The following is a 21028-nucleotide window of genomic DNA, read 5'->3' as shown; positions in this document are numbered from 1 at the left end:
GGCTCATATCGGCGCCAGCACGTCGGCGAAACCGCCGCGCCTGGGCGCTACCTCGTCCAGCGCCGCCCGCACGCGCGGCGATAGCAGCGCCGCGAGCTCGTCGGCGTGGCGGTAGCCGGTCATGGAAGGCGCCACGCGTGCGCCGGACTCCATGCCGGGGTGCAGGTAGATCTCGACCACACCGGCAGGCAGCCTGGTCAGCGCCGTGAGCAGTGCCGCCTCGTCCATGCCGCCGCTGTCGGCGATGCCCACCACGTAGTCGTTGTGGGCGATGCCGGCCGCGCGCAGGCGCCGGCGCAGCAGCGCCAGCCAGGGGCGCAGGAACAACGGCGTGCCCGTTTCCAACGGCAGCCGCATGGCACGCAAGCCGAACTCTCGGCCGATGCGCAGGATCAGCGACAGCACCGTCGGATGCAGGTGAAAGTGCTTGTGCGTGTTGACGTGGTCGAGTGCTAGGCCGGTGGCCGCGTAGGCCTCGAACTGCGCGCGGATCTCGGCCGCGAGCTGCCGCCGTACATGGGGCAGGAAGAAGAAGCGGCAGCCGTCCCGCACCATGGCCGAGCCGAAGCGACCTCGGGCATCGACCAGGTCGGGGATAACTGCGCGGGGCAGTATGGCGGGCCCATCAGCAAGCACTATATGCAGCCCTACGCGCAGGCCTGGCAGCCGGTGTGCGCGCGCTACCGCGTCGGCGGCGGCCGGAGCGCCCACCATCAGACTCGCTGCATTGAGAACGCCGTCGCGGTGCGCCAGCTCCACCGCTTCGTTGACGGCCGGGTGCAGGCCGAAATCATCGGCAGTGATGATCAGGCCACGCTGTGGTGCCGCTTCAGGCCGGTGCGACAGGGTCATGCTTCGTGCGAACGGAGGAAACGGAAGAACTCCACACCTTCGCGCAGGCGCCGCTTCGTCATGTCCCAACTGCCTAGCATCTCGCGCACGATCTCCCAGATCTTGCTGGGGCGGAAGTAGAAGCGCTTGTAGAAAATTTCCACGCCGTGATAGATCTCTTCCTTGGATAGATGCGGGTAGCTGATCGCCGCCAGCTGCACGCCGCTGTCGTTGACCAGGTTGATGACTTTGTTCTCTTCCAGCCAGCCGTTGTCCACGGCTTGCCGGTACAGAGTGGTGCCGGGGTAGGGTGCGGCCAGCGAGACCTGGATGGTGTGTGGGTTGATTTCCTTGGCGTACTCGATGGTCTTCTCGATGGTCTCGTGCGTCTCGCCGGGCAGGCCGAGGATGAAGGTGCCGTGGATAGTGATGCCAAGCTTGCGGCAGTCTTCGGTGAAGCGCCGCGCGATGTCGGTGCGCAGGCCCTTCTTGATGTTGTGCAGGATCTGATCGTCGCCCGACTCGTAGCCCACCAGCAGCAGGCGCAGGCCGTTCTCCTTCATGATCTTGAGCGTGCTGTAGGGAACGTTGGCCTTGGCATTGCATGACCAGGTCACGCCCAGCTTGCCTAAGCCCCGCGCGATTTCCTCCGCGCGGGGCTTGAAGTCGGTGAAGGTGTCGTCGTCGAACATGATTTCCTTCACCTCCGGCATGTTCTCCTTGATCCACTTTACCTCGGCGATGACGCTCTCGGCCGAGCGGGTGCGATAACGGTGCCCGCCCACCGTCTGCGGCCATAGGCAGAAGGTGCAGTGCGAACGGCAGCCGCGGCCGGTGTAGATCGAGACGTAGGGGTGCTTCAGGTAACCGATGAAATAGTTATCGATCTTCAGGTCACGCTTGTAGACTGGGGCCACGAAGGGCAGCTCGTCCATGTTCTCGATCATCGGGCGCGGCCCGTTGTGCTCGATCGAGCCGTCGGGCAGCTTGTGGCTCAGGCCGAGTACGTCCTTGAGAGGCCTGCCCTGCGCGACTTCCATGCAGGTGTAGTCGAACTCCTCGCGGCAGACGAAATCGATGGCGGGGCTGGCGCCCAGCGTGCCGCTCGGGTCCACCGCTGGCTTCGCGCCGACCATGCCGATCATCACCCCTGGCTTGCGCGCCTTCAGTTCCTCCGCGAACTTGGCGTCCGTGGGAAAGGACGGGGTGCTGGTATGAATGACGATCAGGTCGTAGCCGGCGGCGATATCCAGCGTCTGCTGCACGCCCAGGCCATCGGCGGGCGCGTCCAGCACGCGGCTGTCCGGCACCAGCGCGGCCGGCTGGGCCAGCCAGGTGGGATACCAGAACGACTTGATCTCGCGCTTGGCCTGGTAGCGCGAACCGGCTCCGCCGTCGAAGCCGTCGAAGGAGGGGGCCTGGAGGAACAGAGTTTTCATAGCGTCCTCTGGGGCGTCATGCCCTTGGCTGAATGCGAGGGGGAACATTGGCTGTATCTTGACCGACCGTGGTGATGGCAGGTGTGCTGGTGGACGTCCCGCCTGCGTCCGGTGCCGGTGCGGCAGCGACCTGCGCCAGGTCCCTGACCGACAGGACCTGCTCGCGCCAGCGTACGCGCGAACCGTACAGCGCGGCGGCCCATTCGGCCAACATCAAGGTGTCGCGCAGCGGCGCCCGCAGTGCCGCGCCGGCGCTGCCTGCAAGCAGACAGCGCGCCAGCACGCCGACCAGCGCCAGCGCCAGCACCGCCGGCAGCGGCGCGAGCACCAAGCCCAGCAGCAGCATGGGCCAGGTGAAGGTAATAAAGGTGAAGGCAAAGCCGGCCGGATTGAGCGAGCGGATGGTGCGCAGCCAGCGCACCTCATGCGCCCACAGAGCGCCCAGGCTGGCCTCGGTGACATCGGTGCTGACCATCACGTCCGACAGCACCGTGGCAAGCCCTTGCCGGCGCGTCAGTTCGCCCAGCCAGTAGTCGTCGGCCAGCCGCTCGGACAGCGCGGCGAAGCCGCCGATGGCCGCGAGCGCGTCGCTCCGCAGCGCGATGGTGGCGCCAAAGGAGAAGCGGCGCGAACCACCGGCGTGCGCGATGCGCACTGAAGGCGCGAACCAGTCGTCGATGAACTGCGCGCCCAGTCGCGCCCAAAACCCGCCCAGCGCGCGGCCGCGGTAGAGGCAGGTCGCCACGCCGGTGCCGGGGTCGGCCAGCGGCGCGGTCACCCGCCGCAGGTAGTCCGGCGCCACGGCGATATCGCTATCGGCCACCACCAGCCAGTCATGGCGCGCCTGCGGCAGTAGGTTGATCAGGTTACTGACCTTGAGGTTGCTGCCATGCACGTCAGGGGCGATCACCACCGTGATGTCGCAAGCGGGAAAATCGGCCTGCAAGCGCCTGACCACCGCGAGTGCGGGATCGTCCACATCGCGAACGCCGAACACGATCTGGTATTGGGGATGGTCCTGCCGGCACAGAGTCGCCAGGTTTTCATACAGGTGTGGCTCGCTGCCGCACAGCGGCTTGAGCACGCTGACCGGCCGCGGGACGGCCGCAGTCGCTGTATGGAACCCGCGCGGCGGCCGCCGGCCCAGCCATGCCGCCAGCACCGCATAGATTGTCGACGCGCCGCTCAGTGCGCAGCCCAGGAGAATCGGCCAGTCCGGCGCCATCGCTCAATGCCCCCCTGCCGCTGCTTGCTTGTCCTCGCGCCTGGCAGGCCTTGCCTTGCCGATCTCCTCCAGCTTGATTTCGACGTGGTGCGAGAACACATATTCAGCCGGACGCTGCCGGTCGAGCGGAATGTCCGGTGCCATCGGGCCTTGCGTGCGCACGCCGCGCAGGCTGACGCCCAGCGCCTTGAGCGGATGCGCCATGGTGTCGGCTACTGCCGTGGCTTCGTAGCCGCTATGCACCATGCAGTTGGCGCACTTCTCGTAGTTGCCGGTGCCGTAGGCATCCCAGTCGGTCTCTTCCATCAGCTCACGGAAGCTGCCGACATAGCCTTCGCCCAACAGGTAGCATGGCCGCTGCCAGCCGAACACCGTGCGTGCGGGATTGCCCCAGGGGGTGCAGTGATAGGTCTGGTTGCCGGCCAGGAAGTCAAGGAACAGGGACGACTGGCTGAACGCCCAGTTCCTGCCGCCGCGGCCGCGGGCAAGGATGTCGCGGAACAGTTGTCGGGTCTTGCCGCGGTTGAGGAAGTGCTGCTGGTCGGGCGCGCGCTCGTAGGCATAACCCGGCGAGACGGTGATGCCGTCGACCCCGATCGCCTTCAGCGAATCGAAGAAACGCGCCACCTGCTCGGGCTGGGCATCATTGAACAACGTGCAGTTGATATTGACGCGAAATCCGCGCGCCTTGGCGGCGCGGATGGCCTGCACCGCGCGATCGTACACGCCCGGCTGGCACACCGAGCGATCGTGCATATCGCGGTCGCCATCCAGGTGGACCGACCAGACGAAGTAGGGGCTGGGTTTGTACTGGTCCAGCTTCTTTTCCATCAGCAGTGCATTGGTGCACAGGTAGACGAAGCGTCGGCGGGCGATGATGCCTTCCACGATGGCCGGCATGTCCTTGTGCAGCAGAGGCTCGCCACCGGCGATGGAGACCACCGGCGCGCCGCATTCGTCGACCGAATCCAGGCACTCCTGCACCGACAGGCGCTGGTCCAGGATGGGGGTGGGGTAATCGATCTTGCCACAGCCGGAGCAGGCTAGGTTGCAGCGAAACAGCGGCTCGAGCATCAGGGCTAGCGGATAGCGCTTGCGGCCGGCCAGATGTTGGCGGACTACGTAGGCGCCCACGCGTGCAACCTGCAGGAAGGGAATGGCCAAGGCGTTCCTCCTTGCAAAGAGGTCAGTGCGAGATTGGCAGCGGATCGGCTAGCTCGGCGGGCAGGCGGAACTCGGCGTGCTCCTCCCGGCCTTCCATGGTCGAGACATCCACCGGCCCGAGCCGACGCAGCGCTGCAAGTACGTCTTCCACCATGGCCTCCGGCGCCGAGGCACCCGCGGTGATGCCTACCACCTGCGCGTCGCGCACCCAGGCGGGGTCGAGTTCGCTGCCATCGGCAATGAGATAGCTGGGCACACCGTTCTCGGTGCCGATTTCGCGCAGCCGGTTGGAGTTGGAGCTGTTGGTGGCGCCGATCACCAGGATTACGTCGACGCGCTTGGACAGCTCGCGCACCGCGCTTTGCCGGTTCTGCGTGGCATAGCAGATGTCCCGCGTGTCCGGGCCCACCAGGTCGGAGAAGCGCTGTCTCAACGCAGCAATGATGTTCCGGGTATCGTCCACGCTCAGCGTGGTTTGGGTGACATAGCCCACCGGGGTGTCGGCCGGCAGGTCGAGCCGGGCAACATCGGCCTCGTTCTGCACCAGGATCACCCTGCCGGGGATCTGGCCCATGGTGCCTTCCACTTCTGGATGGCCGGCATGACCGATCAGGATCACGGTACGGCCACTGGCCGCGTATTGGCGCCCTTGCTTATGTATCTTGATGACCAGCGGACAGGTGGCGTCGATGGCATGCAACTGGTGCTCCTGCGCTTCTGCCTCCACGGCCTTGGACACCCCGTGCGCGCTGAAGATGGTCACCGCGCCGGCGGGTACGTCGTCCAGACTTTCTACGAAGCGCGCGCCCTTGCTCCGCAATCCTTCCACCACATGCTTGTTATGCACGATCTCGTGGCGCACGAACACCGGTGCTCCATGCTTGACGAGAGCGCGATCGACGATTTCGATCGCACGAACAACCCCGGCGCAAAAACCGCGCGGTTGGGCAAGAATCACCTGCATACAGAGACCCCCTCTTTTCCCGAACGTCCGGTCAATTGTGTTAGGTATTCAAGTATCACTTTTTTTACGACGTAGTAATTACTATATACCCGTGCCGGTTTCTTTACTGCCCTCAGGCAGCCTGCGGCACATTTTCAATTGAGCATAGCGGAAATCGATGACGGCAGACGACGACATTCTGGTGACAGGGGCAGCAGGTTTCCTCGGCTCGGCGGTGGTGCGGCGGGCACTGGCCCGGGGGTTACGCGTGCGAGTTCTGGTTCGCCCTAGCAGCCCGCACCGCAACCTGGAAGGGCTACCCGTGCACACCGTGGTGGGCGATATGCGCGACGGCGCCGCCATGGAACGCGCCTTGTCGGGCGTGCGCTACCTATGCCATGTGGCGGCAGACTACCGGCTGTGGGCACCAGATCCCGAGGAAATCGTGCGCACCAACATCGCAGGCACCGAGGCCGTCATGCAAGCGGCCCTGCGGTGCGGCGTGGAACGCGTCGTCTATACCAGCAGCGTGGCCACCTTGCGCGTGGCGGGCGCCACGGCGCCGGTGACCGAAGAGGCCGCCATGGACGCCGCCGAGGCCATCGGTGCCTACAAGCGCAGCAAGGTCCTGGCAGAACGGCTGGTGGAGCGCATGGTGGCCGAAAGCGGCCTGCCCGCCGTGATCGTCAACCCGTCCACCCCGATCGGTCCGCGCGACGTACGGCCCACACCCACCGGCCGCATCATCCTGGAGGCCGCCGCCGGCAAGATGCCGGCCTTCGTCGACACCGGCCTCAACCTGGCGCATGTGGACGACGTGGCCGAGGGCCATTTCCTGGCGCTCGACCATGGCAGCATCGGCGAACGCTACATCCTGGGCGGCCAAGACGTCAGCCTTCAGCAGATGCTGCAAGACATTGCCACCCTGACCGGACGCCGCGCGCCCACCATGCAGCTGCCGCGCTGGCCGCTCTATCCGCTTGCCCACGTGGCCGAGGCCGTGGCGCGGCTGACCGGACGCGAACCGTTCATCACGGTGGACGGGCTGGATATGTCGCGCTACCGGATGTTCTTCAGTTCCGACAAGGCACGGCGCGTGCTGGGCTATCAGCCGCGCGCCTATCAGGAGGGCTTGCAGGATGCCTTGGCGTGGTTCCGGGAGGCAGGGTATTTGCGCTGAGCATAAAAGGTAAGCAAAGGCTTCCATGGATTTCGGAGCAGCGTCACAGCCAGACCATCAATACCCCGCCTGCACTCGGCCCTTCCACTGGCCGCCCCGATGCAGGCAATACCGCCACGCCGAAGCCACCGTGGCCCCCATATAAAACAGCACAGTCAAAGGCAGCAGCAAGGCCAGCCAAGCGGGCTGGCGGTACTCGCGCAGCATTGGCAGGTAGGCGGCGGTCATGGCCGTCCAGGCCAGCCAAGCAGGCCAGGTTGGCCCGAGCCCTATACTGGAAGCCAAGCCCGCCAAAATCAGCACCGATGGCGCCAGGTAGGTCAGCAACATACCTGCCACGGCGCCGGCCAGCAGCAGCGGGGAGTGGTGCAATTGGGTTATAGGCACTGCGCGCGATCATGTTCCACAGGCTGCGCCAGTCGTCGTAAGGCCGCAGCGAGTGGCTGTCGTCGGCCAGGTCCAGCCGGATCGATGTGCCCGGCTTGATGCGGGCAGCCAGGCTGCAGTCGTCGATCAGCGCGGCGCGGATGGCGGCAAAGCCGCCGATGCGTGCCAGCGCAGCGCGCCGTACCAACATGCAACCTCCGGCCGCAGCGGCCACGCGGCTGCACGGGTCGTTGACGCGCGCGAAGGGGTAGAGCTTGGCGAAGAAGAAGACGAAGGCGGGCACGATCAGCCGTTCCCAGGGAGAGACACAGCGCAGGCGCACCATCAGCGAGACCAAGTCGCGCTGTTCGTGCAGGGCGCGCGCGCTCAGCGCGGCGAGGACGCCGCTGCCGTGGCGAATGTCGGCGTCGGTAAGCCACAGCCAGTCGGCATCGGGGGCAAACCGGTCGGCCGCGACGAGCCCTTCGGATTGTGCCCAGACCTTGCCGCTCCAGCCCGGCGGCAGTTCGCGCGCGGCCACCACGGTGAGGGCATCAGCCTTGCCGAGCGCACTGGCGGCGGCGCGGGCCGCATCGGCGGCGGCGCGGGCCGCATCGGCGGTGCCGTCGCCACTGTGATCGTCCACCACGATCAGCCTGAGTGGCGCCGGATAGTCCTGCCCCAGCACGCTGGCGACGGCGCTGCCGATCACAGCGGCCTCGTCCCGTGCCGGGATAATGGCCACTACCGCCGGCCACTGCGCGGGCGGCGGGGCGGGAAGAGGCTTGCGTACACGCCAGAATCCGGCGCGGCCAACCAGCAGCACGCACCAGATCGCCAGCGTGAGCAGCGACAGGCCAAGGAGCAGGGGGAAGAGGGCGAAGTGGGCCACGCAGCGGGTGCCTCGGCTTGCCTAGCGCAGCAGGCGCCGGATTAGGCGCGCCAGCCGGGGTACGGTCTCGGGCCGCAGCAGGCGCGTGTCGTAGCCCGCCATGCGCCGCTCGTTCTCGGCCAGGCAGAGCTCGATCATCGCGCGCGGCGACAGGGTCTCGCCCAGCGCCGCCGAACCGTTCATGGTGAAGTTGGCATCCTGCGCCATGCCGTCAGCGTCGATGCCGCGCGCCATGCCAATGCGCTCCCAGATCAGGAAGGCCCAGACCCGCGCCACCTTGAGCGCGAACAGCGGCCGCCGCCACCATGGCAGGTTACGCCGGTACCAGGTGGCCCAGTTGACGAAGAACAGGATGTGGCGGCCTTCCTCCTGGATCACAGGTTCGAAGGTCTCCACCAGTTCGGCGGGGAAGAAACCCGAGCGCTTGGCCGCGGCGAACAGGCCGAAGGCGAAGAAGCTGTCGATGCACTCGCTGTAGCCCGTCACCAGCCAGCCCCATTCCGGGTCGGTCGGCGGCGGGTAGGCGGGCTCCGGCGCCAGCGGGATATCGTAGGCCTGTACCAGCCTGGACAACACCACCTTGTGGCGAGCCTCTTCCGCGCCGTCCAGCTCCAAGGCGCTGCGCAGCAGCGGCTCCCGCACCGTGGCGGCGAAGGTCTGTACCCGGATCGAGGCACGGCCTTCGGTCTGCACCGCGATGTCCCAGACCGGCAGCGAAGTCACGCGCTGGAGCGCCTCCGGCGAAAGTCTGGGCCATTCGAGTACGGCCGGCTTGTAGGGATTATGGGTCTGCAGCAGCATGTCGCAGAACAGGCGCAGATGCCGCGGCGACCCAAGGCGAACCGCCTCCGGCGACGGGTCGGCCCAGTTGCGCATGGCATGGTCGGCCTGCGCTACGGTGAACTTGGCGACGGTGGCGGCTATCGCGGTCTCACTCTCTTCGGCATCAGGCTGCGTTTCGCGCTCCGGCGTGGCTAATGGATCGGACATCCTTTTCCTCTGGCAGTGGATTGCCTAGAGGTCATTGTAGTGGTGCCACGTGGCATTGCTGCGTAACTCGGGCACATGCCATGTTCAAACAGCGCCTGTCAGGACAGCGACGACTTTGACCTGGACAGTACTCTGTCTTGCCCTGTGTTTCAGGGGGCTCGTCCACACAGCGTCGACGAGGCTTGAACCTGGTCAAGCTAGTGGTTGATATCGTCTTCTATGTTGTAGGTAGGCGAAGGCAAGATTTTGGTGCCTGGTTTTGATTCGCATGCTAGAGGAGGCTGATGATGTTCACGCGCATTTTGTTTGCCACTGACGGTAGCCTGACTTCCGAGCATGCTCAACAATCGGTGGTCAATCTGGCGGGTTACGGTTCGCAGGTTAGGGTGGTCACCGTGGTGGGGGCTCCTTCCGGGGCAGCGATTTCCCCGGCTTCGGTGCTGGTTGCTCGAGAGCCCAATCGTTCCAGCCCAGTGGTGGAGAAGGGGGAGAACACCCTCGCGGTGGAGGCGGGAGAGAGCATCCTCGAGAGCACAAAGGCGAAATTGGCCGAGTCTGGGGTGACGGCCGAGACCCAATTGCTCCTATTCGAACAAGCCGACCCGGATGTTCCCGCTGCGATCCTGAAAGCGGCAGAAGACTGGGCTGCGGACATCATCGTGGTGGGTACACACGGAAGAACCGGGCTTCAGCGTGTGATTCTGGGGAGCGTGGCAGAGACGTTGGTCAGGCATTGCAAGATTCCGGTTTTGTTGGTGCGGGCCCCTCATCAGGATTGACTCACAGACCGCCGCCAGCCGCTGCGAGGATTCGCTCTGGCGATCACGCAACTGGATCTGTTTTCCAGCTCAGCGACTTGCTGGTCCGCTGTCCAGCTACGAGTGGGCAAGGGCGACGGGGTGGGGGTCGACGCTCATTATCCACTGCTGGCCGGGCACGCGGGGTTCGGCCAACGTTGGCCGAAAGGCGGTAAACGGTGCAACGCCCCACACGCGGGGTGTCGCACCCTGCCAAAGGTTGATGGTTAGTGCGCCTTGAGCTTGAGGTCGCGCAACACCTCGCGCGCCGCGTTGTGCCCGGGCGCGCCGGTAACGCCGCCGCCGGGGTGGGTGCCCGAGCCGCAGGTATACAGGCCGGGGATCGGCCCACGGTAGTCGGCGTGCCCCAGCATCGGGCGCGCCGAGAACAGTTGGTCCAGCCCGAGCGCGCCGTGGAAGATGTCGCCGCCGACCAGGCCAAAGGTGCGTTCCAGATCGAGTGGACTCATGATCTGCCGGCCCAGCACCGCGCCCTTGAAGTTGGGCGCGTAGCGTGTGACTGTGTCGATCATCAGATCGGCCACGGTTTCGCGGTGCTCGTCCCAGCTTGAGCCGCCCGGCAGTTGCGGCTCCACGTGCTGACAGAACAAGCTGGCCACGTGCTGGCCGGGCGGGGTCAGCGTCGAATCGAGCGTGGACGGGATCAGCACTTCGACGATCGGCTCGCGCGACCAGCCGCTGGCGCGCGCATCGTGATAGGCGCGCTCCATATAGGCCAGACTCGGCGCGATGATGATGCCGCTGCCGTGATGCTCGGCCTGTTGCTTGCCGGGCAGGCAGGTGAAATCGGGCAGCTCCGACAGCGCCACGTTCATGCGGAAGGTGCCGGAGCCGCATCGCCAGCCTTCCATGCGGCGCAGGAAGTCGCCCGGCAGTGCCGCCGAATCGACCAGTTTGGTGTACAACAAGCGCGGGTTGAGGTTAGAGATCACCACGCGCGCATTGAGCCGTTCGCCCTGCTCGGTGACCACGCCGACCGCGCGCCCCTTCTCCAGCAGCACTTCGCGCACCGCGCTGTCGGTGCGGATCTCCACCCCGCGCGCCGCAGCCGACTTGGCCATGGCCTGGGTGATCGCGCCCATGCCGCCGATGGCGTGGCCCCAAGCGCCTTTCTTGCCGTTGACCTCGCCGAATACGTGGTGCAACAGCACGTAGGCGGAGCCAGGCGTGTACGGGCTGGCGTAGTTGCCGACCACGCTGTCGAAACCGTAAGCGGCCTTGATCGGCGCGCTCTCGAACCAGCCGTCCAGATAGTCGCCGGCCGATTTGGTAAACAGATCGAGCAGCTCGCGCTGGGTGACCAGGTCGAGCTTGCGCATGCGGTTGCCGAGGCGGCCGGCCTTGAGCAGTTCGGGCAGCGCGCTCAGCCAGTTGCCCTGCACCATGTTGGGCGGAGTTTCCAGTACCAGATCGCGCAGCAGGTCGGCGGCGACATCCAGATGCTGGGCGTAGGTGTCCAGCCGCTGTGCGTCGCGCTTGGAGAATTTGGCGACCTCGGCGGCGGTTTTGCCGGCGCCGACCTTAAGATACTGACCGTCGTTAAGCGGCAGGAAGTTGGACAGTGGACGCTCCACGATGCGTAGCCCGTGCTTGGCCAATTCCAGATCGTGAATCACCTTGGGGTTCAGCAACGACACGGTGTACGAAGCCACCGAGTTGCGGAAGCCCGGGTGGAATTCCTCGGTTACCGCCGCCCCACCGACCACACCGCGCCGCTCCAGCACGGTCACCTTCAGACCGGCTCGCGCCAGGTAATGAGCACATACCAGACCGTTGTGGCCGCCGCCCACGATGATTACGTCGCGCATGTTTATTCTCCTCGTCTTAGGAAGCCTCATTGTCCGGGCCGACCTGGCAAAATGCATCATGCATAGCGACGAACTGTCGGATATTATTGGTCGAATCGACGAAATATCAGGCGAAACGCAAAAATGGACCCGACCGACCAGCACCTACTGGCACTGCTGCGCGAAGACGCACGCGCCTCGACGACGGAGCTTGCCCGCCAGCTCGGGCTGTCACGTACCACGGTGCAAAGCCGCATCGAGCGCCTGGAGCGTGCAGGGGTAGTGATCGGCTATACCGTGCGTACCAGCGCCGACTACGATGCCGGCCAAGTGCGCGCACTGGTGATGATCACCGCGACACCGAAGCTGACCCCGGCCATCGAGAGCGCGCTGCGGCGCATTGCGCAGGTTCGCACGCTGCATTCGGTGAGCGGCATCTACGACTTCATCGCCGGAATTGAAGCGGGTTCGGTGGGAGAACTGGACGGGTTGGTGGACCGCATCGGCGCGCTGGATGGGGTGGAGCGCACCACCACCGCGATCGTGATGACCACGCGTATCGATCGCTAACGGCTATGCCGCTGCCGCATGGAGGCATTGAGTCGCCCTCACTTTCCCAACCACCTCATGAGCCTCACGCTTCGGCATGATGAGACACGATGAAGGGCTGAAGGAGCGCAGCTTGGTGCAACTGCGGGTGGGCAAGGGCGATGGGGTAGGAGTGTAGACGTTCAGCATTCACGGCTAGCCGACGCCGGCGTTTCGGCCAACGTTGGCCGAAACGGGCTGCGAGGGTCGCCATCGTCGGCATGCCGGGCACCGGGCCGCTGGCCGGCGTGGAAGTCACCTTCGAGAGTAAGACAGCAAAACCGCCACGACCGTCACCGACCACAACGGCGACGCCACCGTCGAGATGTCGGAAAGCGAAACCTGCCCTAGCGCCGGCCTGCGCCGCGAGGGCAGCCAGGCGCCGCTGCAGTGGTTCACCATCTCCTCATCCCGCGCCGCCGCGCATCTGGCGGCCTTCACGGTCGACGACGGGGAAGGGCGGAGGGGGTGCCAACGCCAGTAAGCCCCATGTTCTGCCAACCCAAAAGCTTCGCATCGCGAAGCTTTTTTTCATTTTGACCTCTTGGGATGCCGCCAAAAAACTGGCAGTTCGACAGCAATTTGCGCAAGCGCCTGATTTCGTCGGACAGAACCCCATGCGCTTATGAAGTATTTCAGCCACTTAGCTTCCCCGTCTCGGGTGGCACACTCCCTGCTAGGGCAGAGGTCATGGCGGCAACGGCACAACGGCCGGGCTGCGATTCCGTCAACAGATTCGACCAAGCGGTGGGGCTACATGGACAACACCTTTGAGCAGTGGCTGGAGCGGGCAGCACGGCTCGTCATCGAGCATCGTGCCTTCATTGCGGGGGAATACGCCGAGTCGCAGGCAGGCCAGTCGATGGACTGCCACAGCCCGATCGACGGGCGGCGGCTCGCCAGTGTTACTCAGTGCGAGGCCGCCGACGTCGACCGCGCAGTGGCGGCGGCCCGGCAAAGCTTCGAGTCGGGCAGCTGGTCGCGCCAGTCGCCACGCAGCCGCAAGGCGGTGCTGCTGCGCTGGGCTGGCCTCTTGCAGCAGCACCTCGAGGAGCTGGCCCTGCTCGAGACGCTCGACGTCGGCAAGCCGATCGCCGAGTCGTTGAGCATTGATCTGCCCGGTGCCATCCACTGCCTCGAATGGTTCGCCGAGGCAATCGACAAGGTCACCGGCGAGGTGATCCCCGGTGACGGCGCCTTTCACGGCACAGTGACGCATGAGCCCATCGGCGTGGTCGGCGCGATCGTACCGTGGAACTTCCCCCTGCTGATGGCGATGTGGAAGCTCGCCCCGGCGCTGGCCGCGGGCAACAGCGTGCTGCTCAAGCCCTCGGAGCGCTCGCCCCTGACCGCCATCCGCATCGCCGGGCTGGCGCAGCAGGCCGGCCTGCCCGCCGGCGTACTGAACGTGCTGCCCGGCGACGGCCGGGTCGGCGACCTGCTCAGCCACCATGCCGATGTCGACTGCATCGCCTTCACCGGCTCCGGCGCGATAGGGCGCAAGATCCTGCACGCTGCCGCCGACTCCAACCTCAAGCGGGTCTGGAACGAGCTGGGCGGCAAGTCGGCCAACATCGTCCTGGACGACGTCGTCGACCTCGATGCCGCCGCCCAGGCTGCCGCCGCGGCCATTTTCTACAACGCAGGTCAGGTATGCAGCGCCGGCTCGCGGCTGTTGGTACAGCGCTCCATCCTGCCGCGCTTCGAAGCGGCGCTGCTGGCGGCCACCCGCCAGTTCGTGCCCGGCCACCCGCTCGACCCGGCCACCCGCCTGGGCCCCGTGGTCGACGAGCGCCACCTCGACCACGTCCTGCAGTACATCGCCTACGGCGGCAGCGAGGCCCGGCTCGTCTGCGGCGGACAACGCGTCGCGACGGTGGAGGGCGGCAGCTATCTCGAGCCGACCATCTTCGAATGCCACAGCGGCAGCGAGCGCATTGCCACCGAGGAAATCTTCGGCCCGGTGCTGGCCGTCATCCCCTTCGACGACGTCGATGAAGCAGTCGCCATCGCCAACGCCAGCGACTACGGCCTGGCAGCCGCGCTGTGGTCGAGCAATCTGAAGCGCATCCACGCCATCGTCCCCCGGCTTCGTGCCGGCACCGTCTGGGTGAACTGCTACGACGGCCTCGCCGACATGAACTTCCCCTTCGGTGGCTACAAGCAGTCGGGCAACGGCCGGGACAACTCGCTGCATGCGCTCGGCAAATACCAGGAAATCAAGTCGACGATCATGCAGGTCGTCTGATTGCCCTTGACGGCTGCCCGGGCGGCCACCGCGTCACCACGCCTTTCAGGAGTCCATCATGTACAAGCCTTTCGACCTCGACTTGCCGGCCGACTTTTGCGCAGACATCGACCATGCCTACACCTTGCCCGCCCGCTACTACACCGCGGATGAGGTGTTCGCCTACGAGAAGGAGCAGATCTTCGCCAAGGCCTGGCTGTGCCTGTGCCACGGCAGCGAGCTGGCCGCCCCCAATGCCTATGTGACGCGCAAGATCGTCGGCGAGAACCTGCTCGCGGTGCGCGGCCGCGACGGCGTGCTGCGCGCCTTCTACAACGTCTGCCCGCATCGCGGCCACGAGCTGCTGCAGGGCAGCGGCAATGCCAAGAACGTCATCACCTGTCCGTACCACGCCTGGACCTTCAAGCTCGACGGCGAGCTGGCCATGGCGCGCAACTGCGACAACGTGGCGCACTTCGACAAGGCCGATCACGGCCTGGTCCCGTTGCAGATCGCCGAATACTGCGGCTTCGTGTTCGTCAACATGGACCCGCACGCCGCGCCGATCGAGACCCAGCTGGATGGCCTGCAGGAGCACCTGATGTCAGTCTGTCCCAATGTGGCCGAACTGAAAGTGGCCTCGCGCACCATCACCGAGACCCCGGCCAACTGGAAGGTGATCGTCGACAACTACATGGAGTGCTACCACTGCGCACCGGCTCACCCGGGGTTTTCGGCGTCGGTGAGCACCGATAGCTACACCCATACCTTCCACGGCAACTGGACGCTGCAGCGTGGTGAGTCCAAGTCGTCGAGCAAAGGCTACTCCTTCGACGGCGATGTGCAGAACCAGGCCTTCAACGGTTACTGGGCCTGGCCCTGCGTGATGTTCAACGTAGTACCCGGCGACGGCACCATGACGGTGATCTACGAGTACCCGGTCTCGGCGGGCGTCACGGTGCAGTACTACGAAGTGCTGTTGGCCAGCAGCGAGATTTCCGAAGAGCAGCAACAGTTCATCGACTGGGCCACTCAGGTGTTCCGCCCCGAAGACCTGCGTCTGGTGGAAAGCGTGCAGCGCGGCCTGCAGTCGCGGGGGTATCGCGGCCAAGGGCGCATCATGGCCGACCCGGCGCGCAGCGGCATCAGCGAGCACGGCATCGCCTACTTCCACAGCCTGGTCGCCCAGGCCTACCGGCGCTGAGCCGGCAGGCGGCGCCAGGGCTCGACATCGGGCGGCCCTGGCGCCGCCTGGCCCGAGCAATGCCCCGATTCCTCCTACTGAAAGGCCCATCATGCACGCTGCCGAACGGATCGCGACCGAGGTCGTTGCCATCGAGCCACTGGCCCGCGACATCAAACTGTTCACGCTGAAGGCGGTGGCTGGCCAGCTGCCGCCATTCGACTCGGGCAGCCATATCGTGGTGCAGCTAAGGTTGGCCGAACAGCGCTGCGCCAATGCCTATTCGTTGATCAATGACGCCGCCGAAGGCGTGTACCGAATCGCTGTGAAGAAGGACGCCGCCTCGCGTGGCGGCTCGCAGCACCTGCACGAAGCGGTGGACGTCGGCAGCCAGCTGACGGTCAGCGCACCGGCCAATCTGTTCCGGCTCGCCGACGGCGCCGGCCGGCATGTGTTCATCGCCGGCGGCATCGGCATCACCCCGTTCATCGCACACATGCAGGCGCTCGACAAGGTCGGCGGCCGCTACGAGTTGCACTACGCATTTCGCGGCACAGAGAACGCGGCCTTCGTAACGGTGCTGCGACAGCGACAGGACGAGGGGCGGGTGCAGCTATACGACTCGGCCGCCGGCCAGCGGCTGGACATCGAGGCGATTGTGAGTCGGCTGGCGAGCGGCGACCAGCTCTATGTGTGCGGGCCGCAAGGCCTGATCGATGCGGTGGACACCGCCACGACCGGGTGGATTCCACCCGGCAGCCTGCATATCGAGCGCTTCGCGGCCCAAACTCAAGCCGGCACCGAGGCGTTCACGGTGACGCTGGCGCGCAGCGGCCAGACCCTCACCGTCGAGGCGGGCGAATCCATACTCGAGTCGATCGAGCGCCAGACCTCGTTCACGGTCGACTGCCTGTGCCGCGAGGGCTATTGCGGTACCTGTGAGACACGCCTGCTCGACGGCGAGGCGCTGCACCTCGACCAGTATCTGGACGAGGCGGACAAGACGGCGCAGCAGAAGATCATGATCTGCGTGTCGCGCGCCAGGGGCCGCACACTGACGCTCGACCTGTAAGCCGGATCACCACGGTCCGGCCGCGGCTAAGCGTCGACCACCGAATGGGCGAGACGGATGCCGTATTTCTTCATCTTGTACTGCAGCGTCGCTCGCGGCAGCCCGCAGCGGCGTGCCGCCTCGGATAGGTTCGGGTAGCGGTTCAAATACTGGATCAGCAGCGAGCGCTCGAACGCCGCCACCTGCTCGTCGAGCGACTGGGCACTGTCTTCGGCCAACGTCGCCGCGACCTTGCCCGACGGCGCCGGCGGCTCGGCCTCGCGCAGCGGCAGCGCCTCCGAATGGCGCGCTGGCACCGGTAGCTCGTCGTCCTCGAGCAGGATGAAGTTCAACTCGTCGCCGTTCTCGCACAGGATCAGGCTGCGCAGGATGATGTTCTCCAGCATGCGCACATTGCCCGGCCAATGGTGGCGCTGCAGCCGCTCCATCACCGCGCTGCTGATGCGCTTGACCCGGTTGCCGGTGATCTTGCCGTTCTTCTTCAACAGGGCCTGGGCCAACAGCGGAATATCGTTGACCCGCTCGCGCAGCGGCGGAATGACCAAGTAGCCGACATTCAGCCGATAGAGCAGGTCCGGGCGGATCTTCTTGCCGTCGAGCATGGCCTGGGGCGACTCGTTGGTCGCCGAGATGATGCGCACGTCGACCCGACACTCGGTGCTCGATCCCACCCGGCTGAAGGTCTTTTCCTGCAGCGCGCGCAACAGCTTGCCCTGGATCGCCATCGGCATCGAATTGAGCTCGTCGAGAAACAGTGTGCCGCCGTTGGCGGTTTCCAGGATGCCGCGTCGGTCTTCCGCACCGGTGAATGCTCCCTTCACCGTGCCGAACAGCGCGCTCTCGAATAAGGGCTCGGGCAGGGCGGCGCAGTTGAGCACCAGAAACGGCTTGCTGGCGCGCTCGCTCTGCTTGTGCAGCAGCCGCGCAAACAGCTCCTTGCCGGTACCCGTTTCGCCGTATATCAGCACCTGGACATCGGTTTTCGCCAAGCGGTGGGCCTGGTGGATCAGCTTCTGCATGTCCGGATCGCAGGTGATGATGCCGACATCGTTGTAGCTGTGCTCGCCATCGAGCCGTTGCTGCAAATCGACGAATTGGTCGTGCAGATTGCTGATCACCGACAAATCGCGGGAAATCTCGATCGCGCCGATGATCCGGCCATTACTGTCGTTCAAGGGCAGGGTGGTGTGTACCTGGTGCACCGGCTTGCCGGCCGCATTGAAATACAGCTGGTATTTATTGTGGTAGCGCTTTCCCTTGTAGACCGATTGCAACAGGGTGCTGCTGTGTTTATCCAGCTGCGGATAAACATCCAGCAAGGCATTGCCCAATGCTTTTTCCACCTTGTAATCGTCGAGCCGGGCGCTTTCCTCGTTGTAATACACGTAATTGCCACCGCTATCGATGATGGCAACCGGCTGCGGAATCGAATCCAGAAACTCTGAAAAGATGGTAATGGCAGAGACCAGTTGTTCGTTCATTTGTCCTTTGTAGCTTTCCCGATACTCCAGCTATCCATCGTTACAACCAATGGTGCTGAATTTTTTGATAGTAGCGCCAGGGCCGGGCATCACGCCGAACAGCAAAGCAAGCCACTGCCGACGGTCGATGCCTGCCGAAAAGCTGGCGTTCTTATTGTTTTTAGAATTATTACTCGAAAGTTACCGAGCCGTCCATTTGTAAAACCACATTAAATTCAACGGCTTGCAAATAAACAAAAGCTGGCACAAAGCCTGCTTAGACAGGGCAACCCGGTGGACTGCCGTAATGGCACCGGGACTAGACAGCGCCCGTCGAACAGGGCAGGTCACTATGCAGAAGGGGAACAGCGTGCCGCTTCACCAGCCAGACGTCGCAACCGATCCGACCCCGATTATCGATGTCGTGGATCTACACAAGCACTTCGGCCAACAAACCGTGCTGGATGGGGTGTCGTTCTCGGCTCACGTCGGGGATGTGATCTCTCTGATCGGCGCCAGCGGCTCGGGCAAGAGCACGCTGCTGCGCTGCCTCAATATGCTGGAGGTGCCCAATCGAGGCAGCGTGCGGATTTCCGGCGAGGAGATCGCCATCAAGACCAACCACAAGGGCGTGCCCATCCCGGCCGATGCCCGCCAGGTCGACCGCATCCGCACCCGGCTCGGCATGGTGTTCCAGAACTTCAATCTGTGGCCACACATGACCGTGCTGGAAAACCTCATCGAGGTGCCGGTGAGGGTGCTGCGCCAGACCCGTGCCGAGGCGACCGAGCACGCCGAGGCCTTGCTCGAGAAAGTCGGGCTCTCCAACAAACACCACTGCTACCCGAGCTTCCTGTCCGGCGGCCAGCAACAGCGCGTCGCCATCGCCCGCGCCCTGGCGACCCGACCCTCCGTGATGTTGTTCGACGAGCCCACCTCGGCGCTCGACCCCGAGCTGGTGGGCGAGGTGCTCAAGGTCATCCGCGACCTCGCCCAGGACGGCTGCACGATGGTGCTGGTGACGCACGAAATGGCGTTTGCCCGCGACGTGTCGAGCCAAGTGATGTTCCTGCACAAGGGGCGGATCGAGGAGGCCGGCACCCCCGAACAGATTTTCGTTTCCCCAAACAGCGAGCGCTGCCGGCAGTTTGTGAACGCCCAGCACTCGCGCTCGTAAGTCGTAGTCGATCACTTCCTTTCCCCCAGGAGACATAGACATGAAAGCCACGGTCAAAAAGCTGGTTCTTTCCTGTGCAGCCGCAGCCACCCTGCTGGCCGCTAATGCATCGGCCACGACACTGAAGATCGGCGTCGCCGCCGAGCCTTACCCGCCGTTCTCGATCAAGCAAAGCTCGGGGCAATGGTCGGGCTTCGAAATCGACCTGATCAATTCCATCTGCAAGGAAATCAAGGCGCAGTGCCAGATCACCGAAATGTCCTGGGACGGCATTATTCCGGCGCTGAACAGCAAGAAGATCGACGTGATTTTCAACTCGATGTCGATTACCCCGGAACGGGAAAAGGTCATCGCGTTCAGCGTGCCTTATTACTACACGCCGTCCCAGTTCATCGGCCCCAAAGGGGTGAAGCTGAATACCTCGCCTAGCGGGCTGAGCGGGAAAATCATCGGTGTGCAGGCATCCACCACCAATGCCGACTATGTGAAGAAGTATTACGAGAAGACCTCCAGCATCAAGTACTACAACACCCAGGACGAGCTGAATGCCGACCTGACGGCGGGCCGAGTCGACGTCATGCTCGAAGACGCGGTAGCCGCCGTCGATTTCCTCAAGAGCAAGGATGGCGCCGATCTGGAATCGAAAGGCTTCGCCCCCAAAGATCCGATCTTCGGGCCTGGCATCGGCGCCGGCCTGCGCAAGAGCGATGTCGCGTTGAAAAAGGAATTCGACGCGGCGATTCGCAATATCCAGACCTCAGGCACCTTCAACGCGATTCAGAAGAAATACTTCAAGATCGACATCTCGGCCAAGTGAGCTGACGCCAGGAGGCGCAGGACAGCGAGATCGAGTCGACTCAGCACGTGTGCCGGTTCGATCTCGCCGCGAGCGCCTTGCCATGTTGCCAAGCCGGGCATCACTACCGAACGCAGCCTTTTAAAGACGGTCTAGCTGGAGACAGCGCATGGTTTGGATAGAACAGGCGGTGAACACCGTCATCGGGGACTGGGGCGGGGCACTGATGCAGGGGGCGATGGTGACCCTGCAGATTTCGCTGGGGGCGTTTGCCATCGGCCTTGTCATCGGCCTGACGGTAGCACTGGTCAAGATGACCTGCAGCGGCGGGCTCAAGGCGCTGGCCAACGGCTACACCACGGTGTGCCGCGCCGTGCCGGAGCTGTTGCTGATTCTGTTGCTGTACTACGCCGGCAGTGACCTGATCAACGCCATTGCCGCGCTGTTCGGCCACGGCCCGGTCGAAGTGAACGGCTTCATGGCGGCGGTGGTGGTGCTCGGCATCGTGCAGGGCGCCTATGCCGCAGAAATCATCCGCGGCGCGGTGCAAGCCATCCCGGCGGGCCACATCGAGGCGGCCAAGGCCTTCGGCGCCCGGCGCGGCTTCATCGTCCGCCGCATCATCCTGCCCGAAATGATGCCCTATGCGCTGGCCGGCCTGTCCAATCTGTGGCTGGTGCTGATCAAGGACAGCGCGCTGATCAGCGTGGTCGGCTACAACGAGCTGCTGTTCACCACCAAGCAGGCCGCCGGCTCGACCCGGCAATACCTACTGTTCTATCTGTCGGTGGCGGCCATTTACCTGGTGGTGACGCTGCTGTCGAACGCCGTATTCGGCCGCTTCGAGCGCAGCTTCAGCCGCTGGATGCCGGCTAACTGAATCAGGAGGC

Annotated in this window: 18 protein-coding genes; 9 read left to right on the top strand and 9 right to left on the bottom strand. The window is 64.6% G+C overall.

Going from position 1 to position 21028, the window contains the following annotated elements:
* Window positions 1-3: 3 nt before the first annotated feature.
* Genes hpnK through ispH form a run of 5 tightly spaced genes read right to left on the bottom strand, consistent with a single transcriptional unit; the run spans window position 4 to window position 5623 of the window.
* The gene (gene hpnK / locus ACZ2IA_RS17315) at window positions 4-852 is read right to left on the bottom strand and encodes a hopanoid biosynthesis-associated protein HpnK (protein WP_470293840.1); all 849 of its coding nucleotides are present in this window, start codon (window positions 850-852) and stop codon (window positions 4-6) included.
* A complete protein-coding gene (gene hpnJ, locus ACZ2IA_RS17310) occupies window positions 849-2270 on the bottom strand; it encodes a hopanoid biosynthesis associated radical SAM protein HpnJ (RefSeq protein WP_470293839.1) in 1422 nt (473 codons plus the stop codon). The genes hpnK and hpnJ overlap by 4 nt, the downstream gene beginning before the upstream one ends.
* Before the next feature lie 16 nt (window positions 2271-2286).
* Window positions 2287-3495, bottom strand: a complete 1209-nt coding sequence (gene hpnI / locus ACZ2IA_RS17305; RefSeq protein ID WP_470293838.1) for a bacteriohopanetetrol glucosamine biosynthesis glycosyltransferase HpnI — start codon at window positions 3493-3495, stop codon at window positions 2287-2289.
* A gap of 3 nt (window positions 3496-3498) precedes the next feature.
* Entirely contained in the window at window positions 3499-4659 is a 1161-nt protein-coding gene (gene hpnH, locus ACZ2IA_RS17300) for an adenosyl-hopene transferase HpnH (protein ID WP_470293837.1), read from the bottom strand.
* 22 nt (window positions 4660-4681) lie between these two features.
* Window positions 4682-5623, bottom strand: coding sequence for a 4-hydroxy-3-methylbut-2-enyl diphosphate reductase (gene ispH / locus ACZ2IA_RS17295; protein ID WP_470293836.1), 942 nt, complete (start codon window positions 5621-5623; stop codon window positions 4682-4684).
* A gap of 157 nt (window positions 5624-5780) precedes the next feature.
* Here ispH and hpnA point away from each other — a divergent pair, with 157 nt between their 5' ends.
* Window positions 5781-6782: a hopanoid-associated sugar epimerase gene (gene hpnA, locus ACZ2IA_RS17290; protein WP_470293835.1), complete on the top strand. Its 1002-nt coding sequence runs from the start codon at window positions 5781-5783 to the stop codon at window positions 6780-6782.
* Window positions 6783-6825: 43 nt separating this feature from the next.
* On the opposite strand, the gene ACZ2IA_RS17285 is transcribed toward hpnA, so the two are convergent.
* Window positions 6826-8040: a glycosyltransferase gene (locus ACZ2IA_RS17285; protein WP_470293834.1), complete on the bottom strand. Its 1215-nt coding sequence runs from the start codon at window positions 8038-8040 to the stop codon at window positions 6826-6828.
* 21 nt (window positions 8041-8061) lie between these two features.
* On the bottom strand, window positions 8062-9030 hold the full coding sequence (locus ACZ2IA_RS17280; protein WP_470293833.1) for a hypothetical protein: 969 nt from the start codon (window positions 9028-9030) through the stop codon (window positions 8062-8064).
* Window positions 9031-9317: 287 nt separating this feature from the next.
* Between ACZ2IA_RS17280 and ACZ2IA_RS17275 the strand changes: the two genes are divergently transcribed.
* On the top strand, window positions 9318-9809 hold the full coding sequence (locus tag ACZ2IA_RS17275; protein WP_470293832.1) for a universal stress protein: 492 nt from the start codon (window positions 9318-9320) through the stop codon (window positions 9807-9809).
* A gap of 245 nt (window positions 9810-10054) precedes the next feature.
* Here ACZ2IA_RS17275 and ACZ2IA_RS17270 read toward each other — a convergent pair whose 3' ends face one another.
* Window positions 10055-11656: a phytoene desaturase family protein gene (locus tag ACZ2IA_RS17270; protein WP_470293831.1), complete on the bottom strand. Its 1602-nt coding sequence runs from the start codon at window positions 11654-11656 to the stop codon at window positions 10055-10057.
* A gap of 123 nt (window positions 11657-11779) precedes the next feature.
* Here ACZ2IA_RS17270 and ACZ2IA_RS17265 point away from each other — a divergent pair, with 123 nt between their 5' ends.
* From ACZ2IA_RS17265 to ACZ2IA_RS17250, 4 genes are all read left to right on the top strand, one after another.
* Window positions 11780-12205, top strand: coding sequence for an Lrp/AsnC family transcriptional regulator (locus ACZ2IA_RS17265; protein WP_470293830.1), 426 nt, complete (start codon window positions 11780-11782; stop codon window positions 12203-12205).
* A gap of 775 nt (window positions 12206-12980) precedes the next feature.
* On the top strand, window positions 12981-14471 hold the full coding sequence (locus ACZ2IA_RS17260) for an aldehyde dehydrogenase family protein (protein ID WP_470293829.1): 1491 nt from the start codon (window positions 12981-12983) through the stop codon (window positions 14469-14471).
* A 58-nt stretch (window positions 14472-14529) separates the two neighbouring features.
* Entirely contained in the window at window positions 14530-15654 is a 1125-nt protein-coding gene (locus ACZ2IA_RS17255) for an aromatic ring-hydroxylating oxygenase subunit alpha (RefSeq protein ID WP_470293828.1), read from the top strand.
* Between the two features lie 91 nt (window positions 15655-15745).
* A complete protein-coding gene (locus ACZ2IA_RS17250; RefSeq protein WP_470293827.1) occupies window positions 15746-16705 on the top strand; it encodes a PDR/VanB family oxidoreductase in 960 nt (319 codons plus the stop codon).
* A 26-nt stretch (window positions 16706-16731) separates the two neighbouring features.
* Here ACZ2IA_RS17250 and ACZ2IA_RS17245 read toward each other — a convergent pair whose 3' ends face one another.
* A complete protein-coding gene (locus ACZ2IA_RS17245) occupies window positions 16732-18186 on the bottom strand; it encodes a sigma-54 interaction domain-containing protein (RefSeq protein WP_470293826.1) in 1455 nt (484 codons plus the stop codon).
* Window positions 18187-18517: 331 nt separating this feature from the next.
* On the opposite strand from ACZ2IA_RS17245, the gene ACZ2IA_RS17240 reads away from it, so the two are divergent.
* The 3 genes from ACZ2IA_RS17240 (at window position 18518) to ACZ2IA_RS17230 (ending at window position 21018) form a co-directional block, all read left to right on the top strand.
* Window positions 18518-19342, top strand: coding sequence for an ABC transporter ATP-binding protein (locus ACZ2IA_RS17240; protein WP_470293825.1), 825 nt, complete (start codon window positions 18518-18520; stop codon window positions 19340-19342).
* 40 nt (window positions 19343-19382) lie between these two features.
* Window positions 19383-20159: a transporter substrate-binding domain-containing protein gene (locus ACZ2IA_RS17235; protein WP_470293824.1), complete on the top strand. Its 777-nt coding sequence runs from the start codon at window positions 19383-19385 to the stop codon at window positions 20157-20159.
* A gap of 148 nt (window positions 20160-20307) precedes the next feature.
* Window positions 20308-21018, top strand: coding sequence for an ABC transporter permease (locus ACZ2IA_RS17230; protein WP_470293823.1), 711 nt, complete (start codon window positions 20308-20310; stop codon window positions 21016-21018).
* Window positions 21019-21028: the final 10 nt, after the last annotated feature.

The organism is Crenobacter sp. CS_VA4 (assembly GCF_055597485.1).
This window is presented reverse-complemented; position numbering and strand designations above follow the sequence as displayed.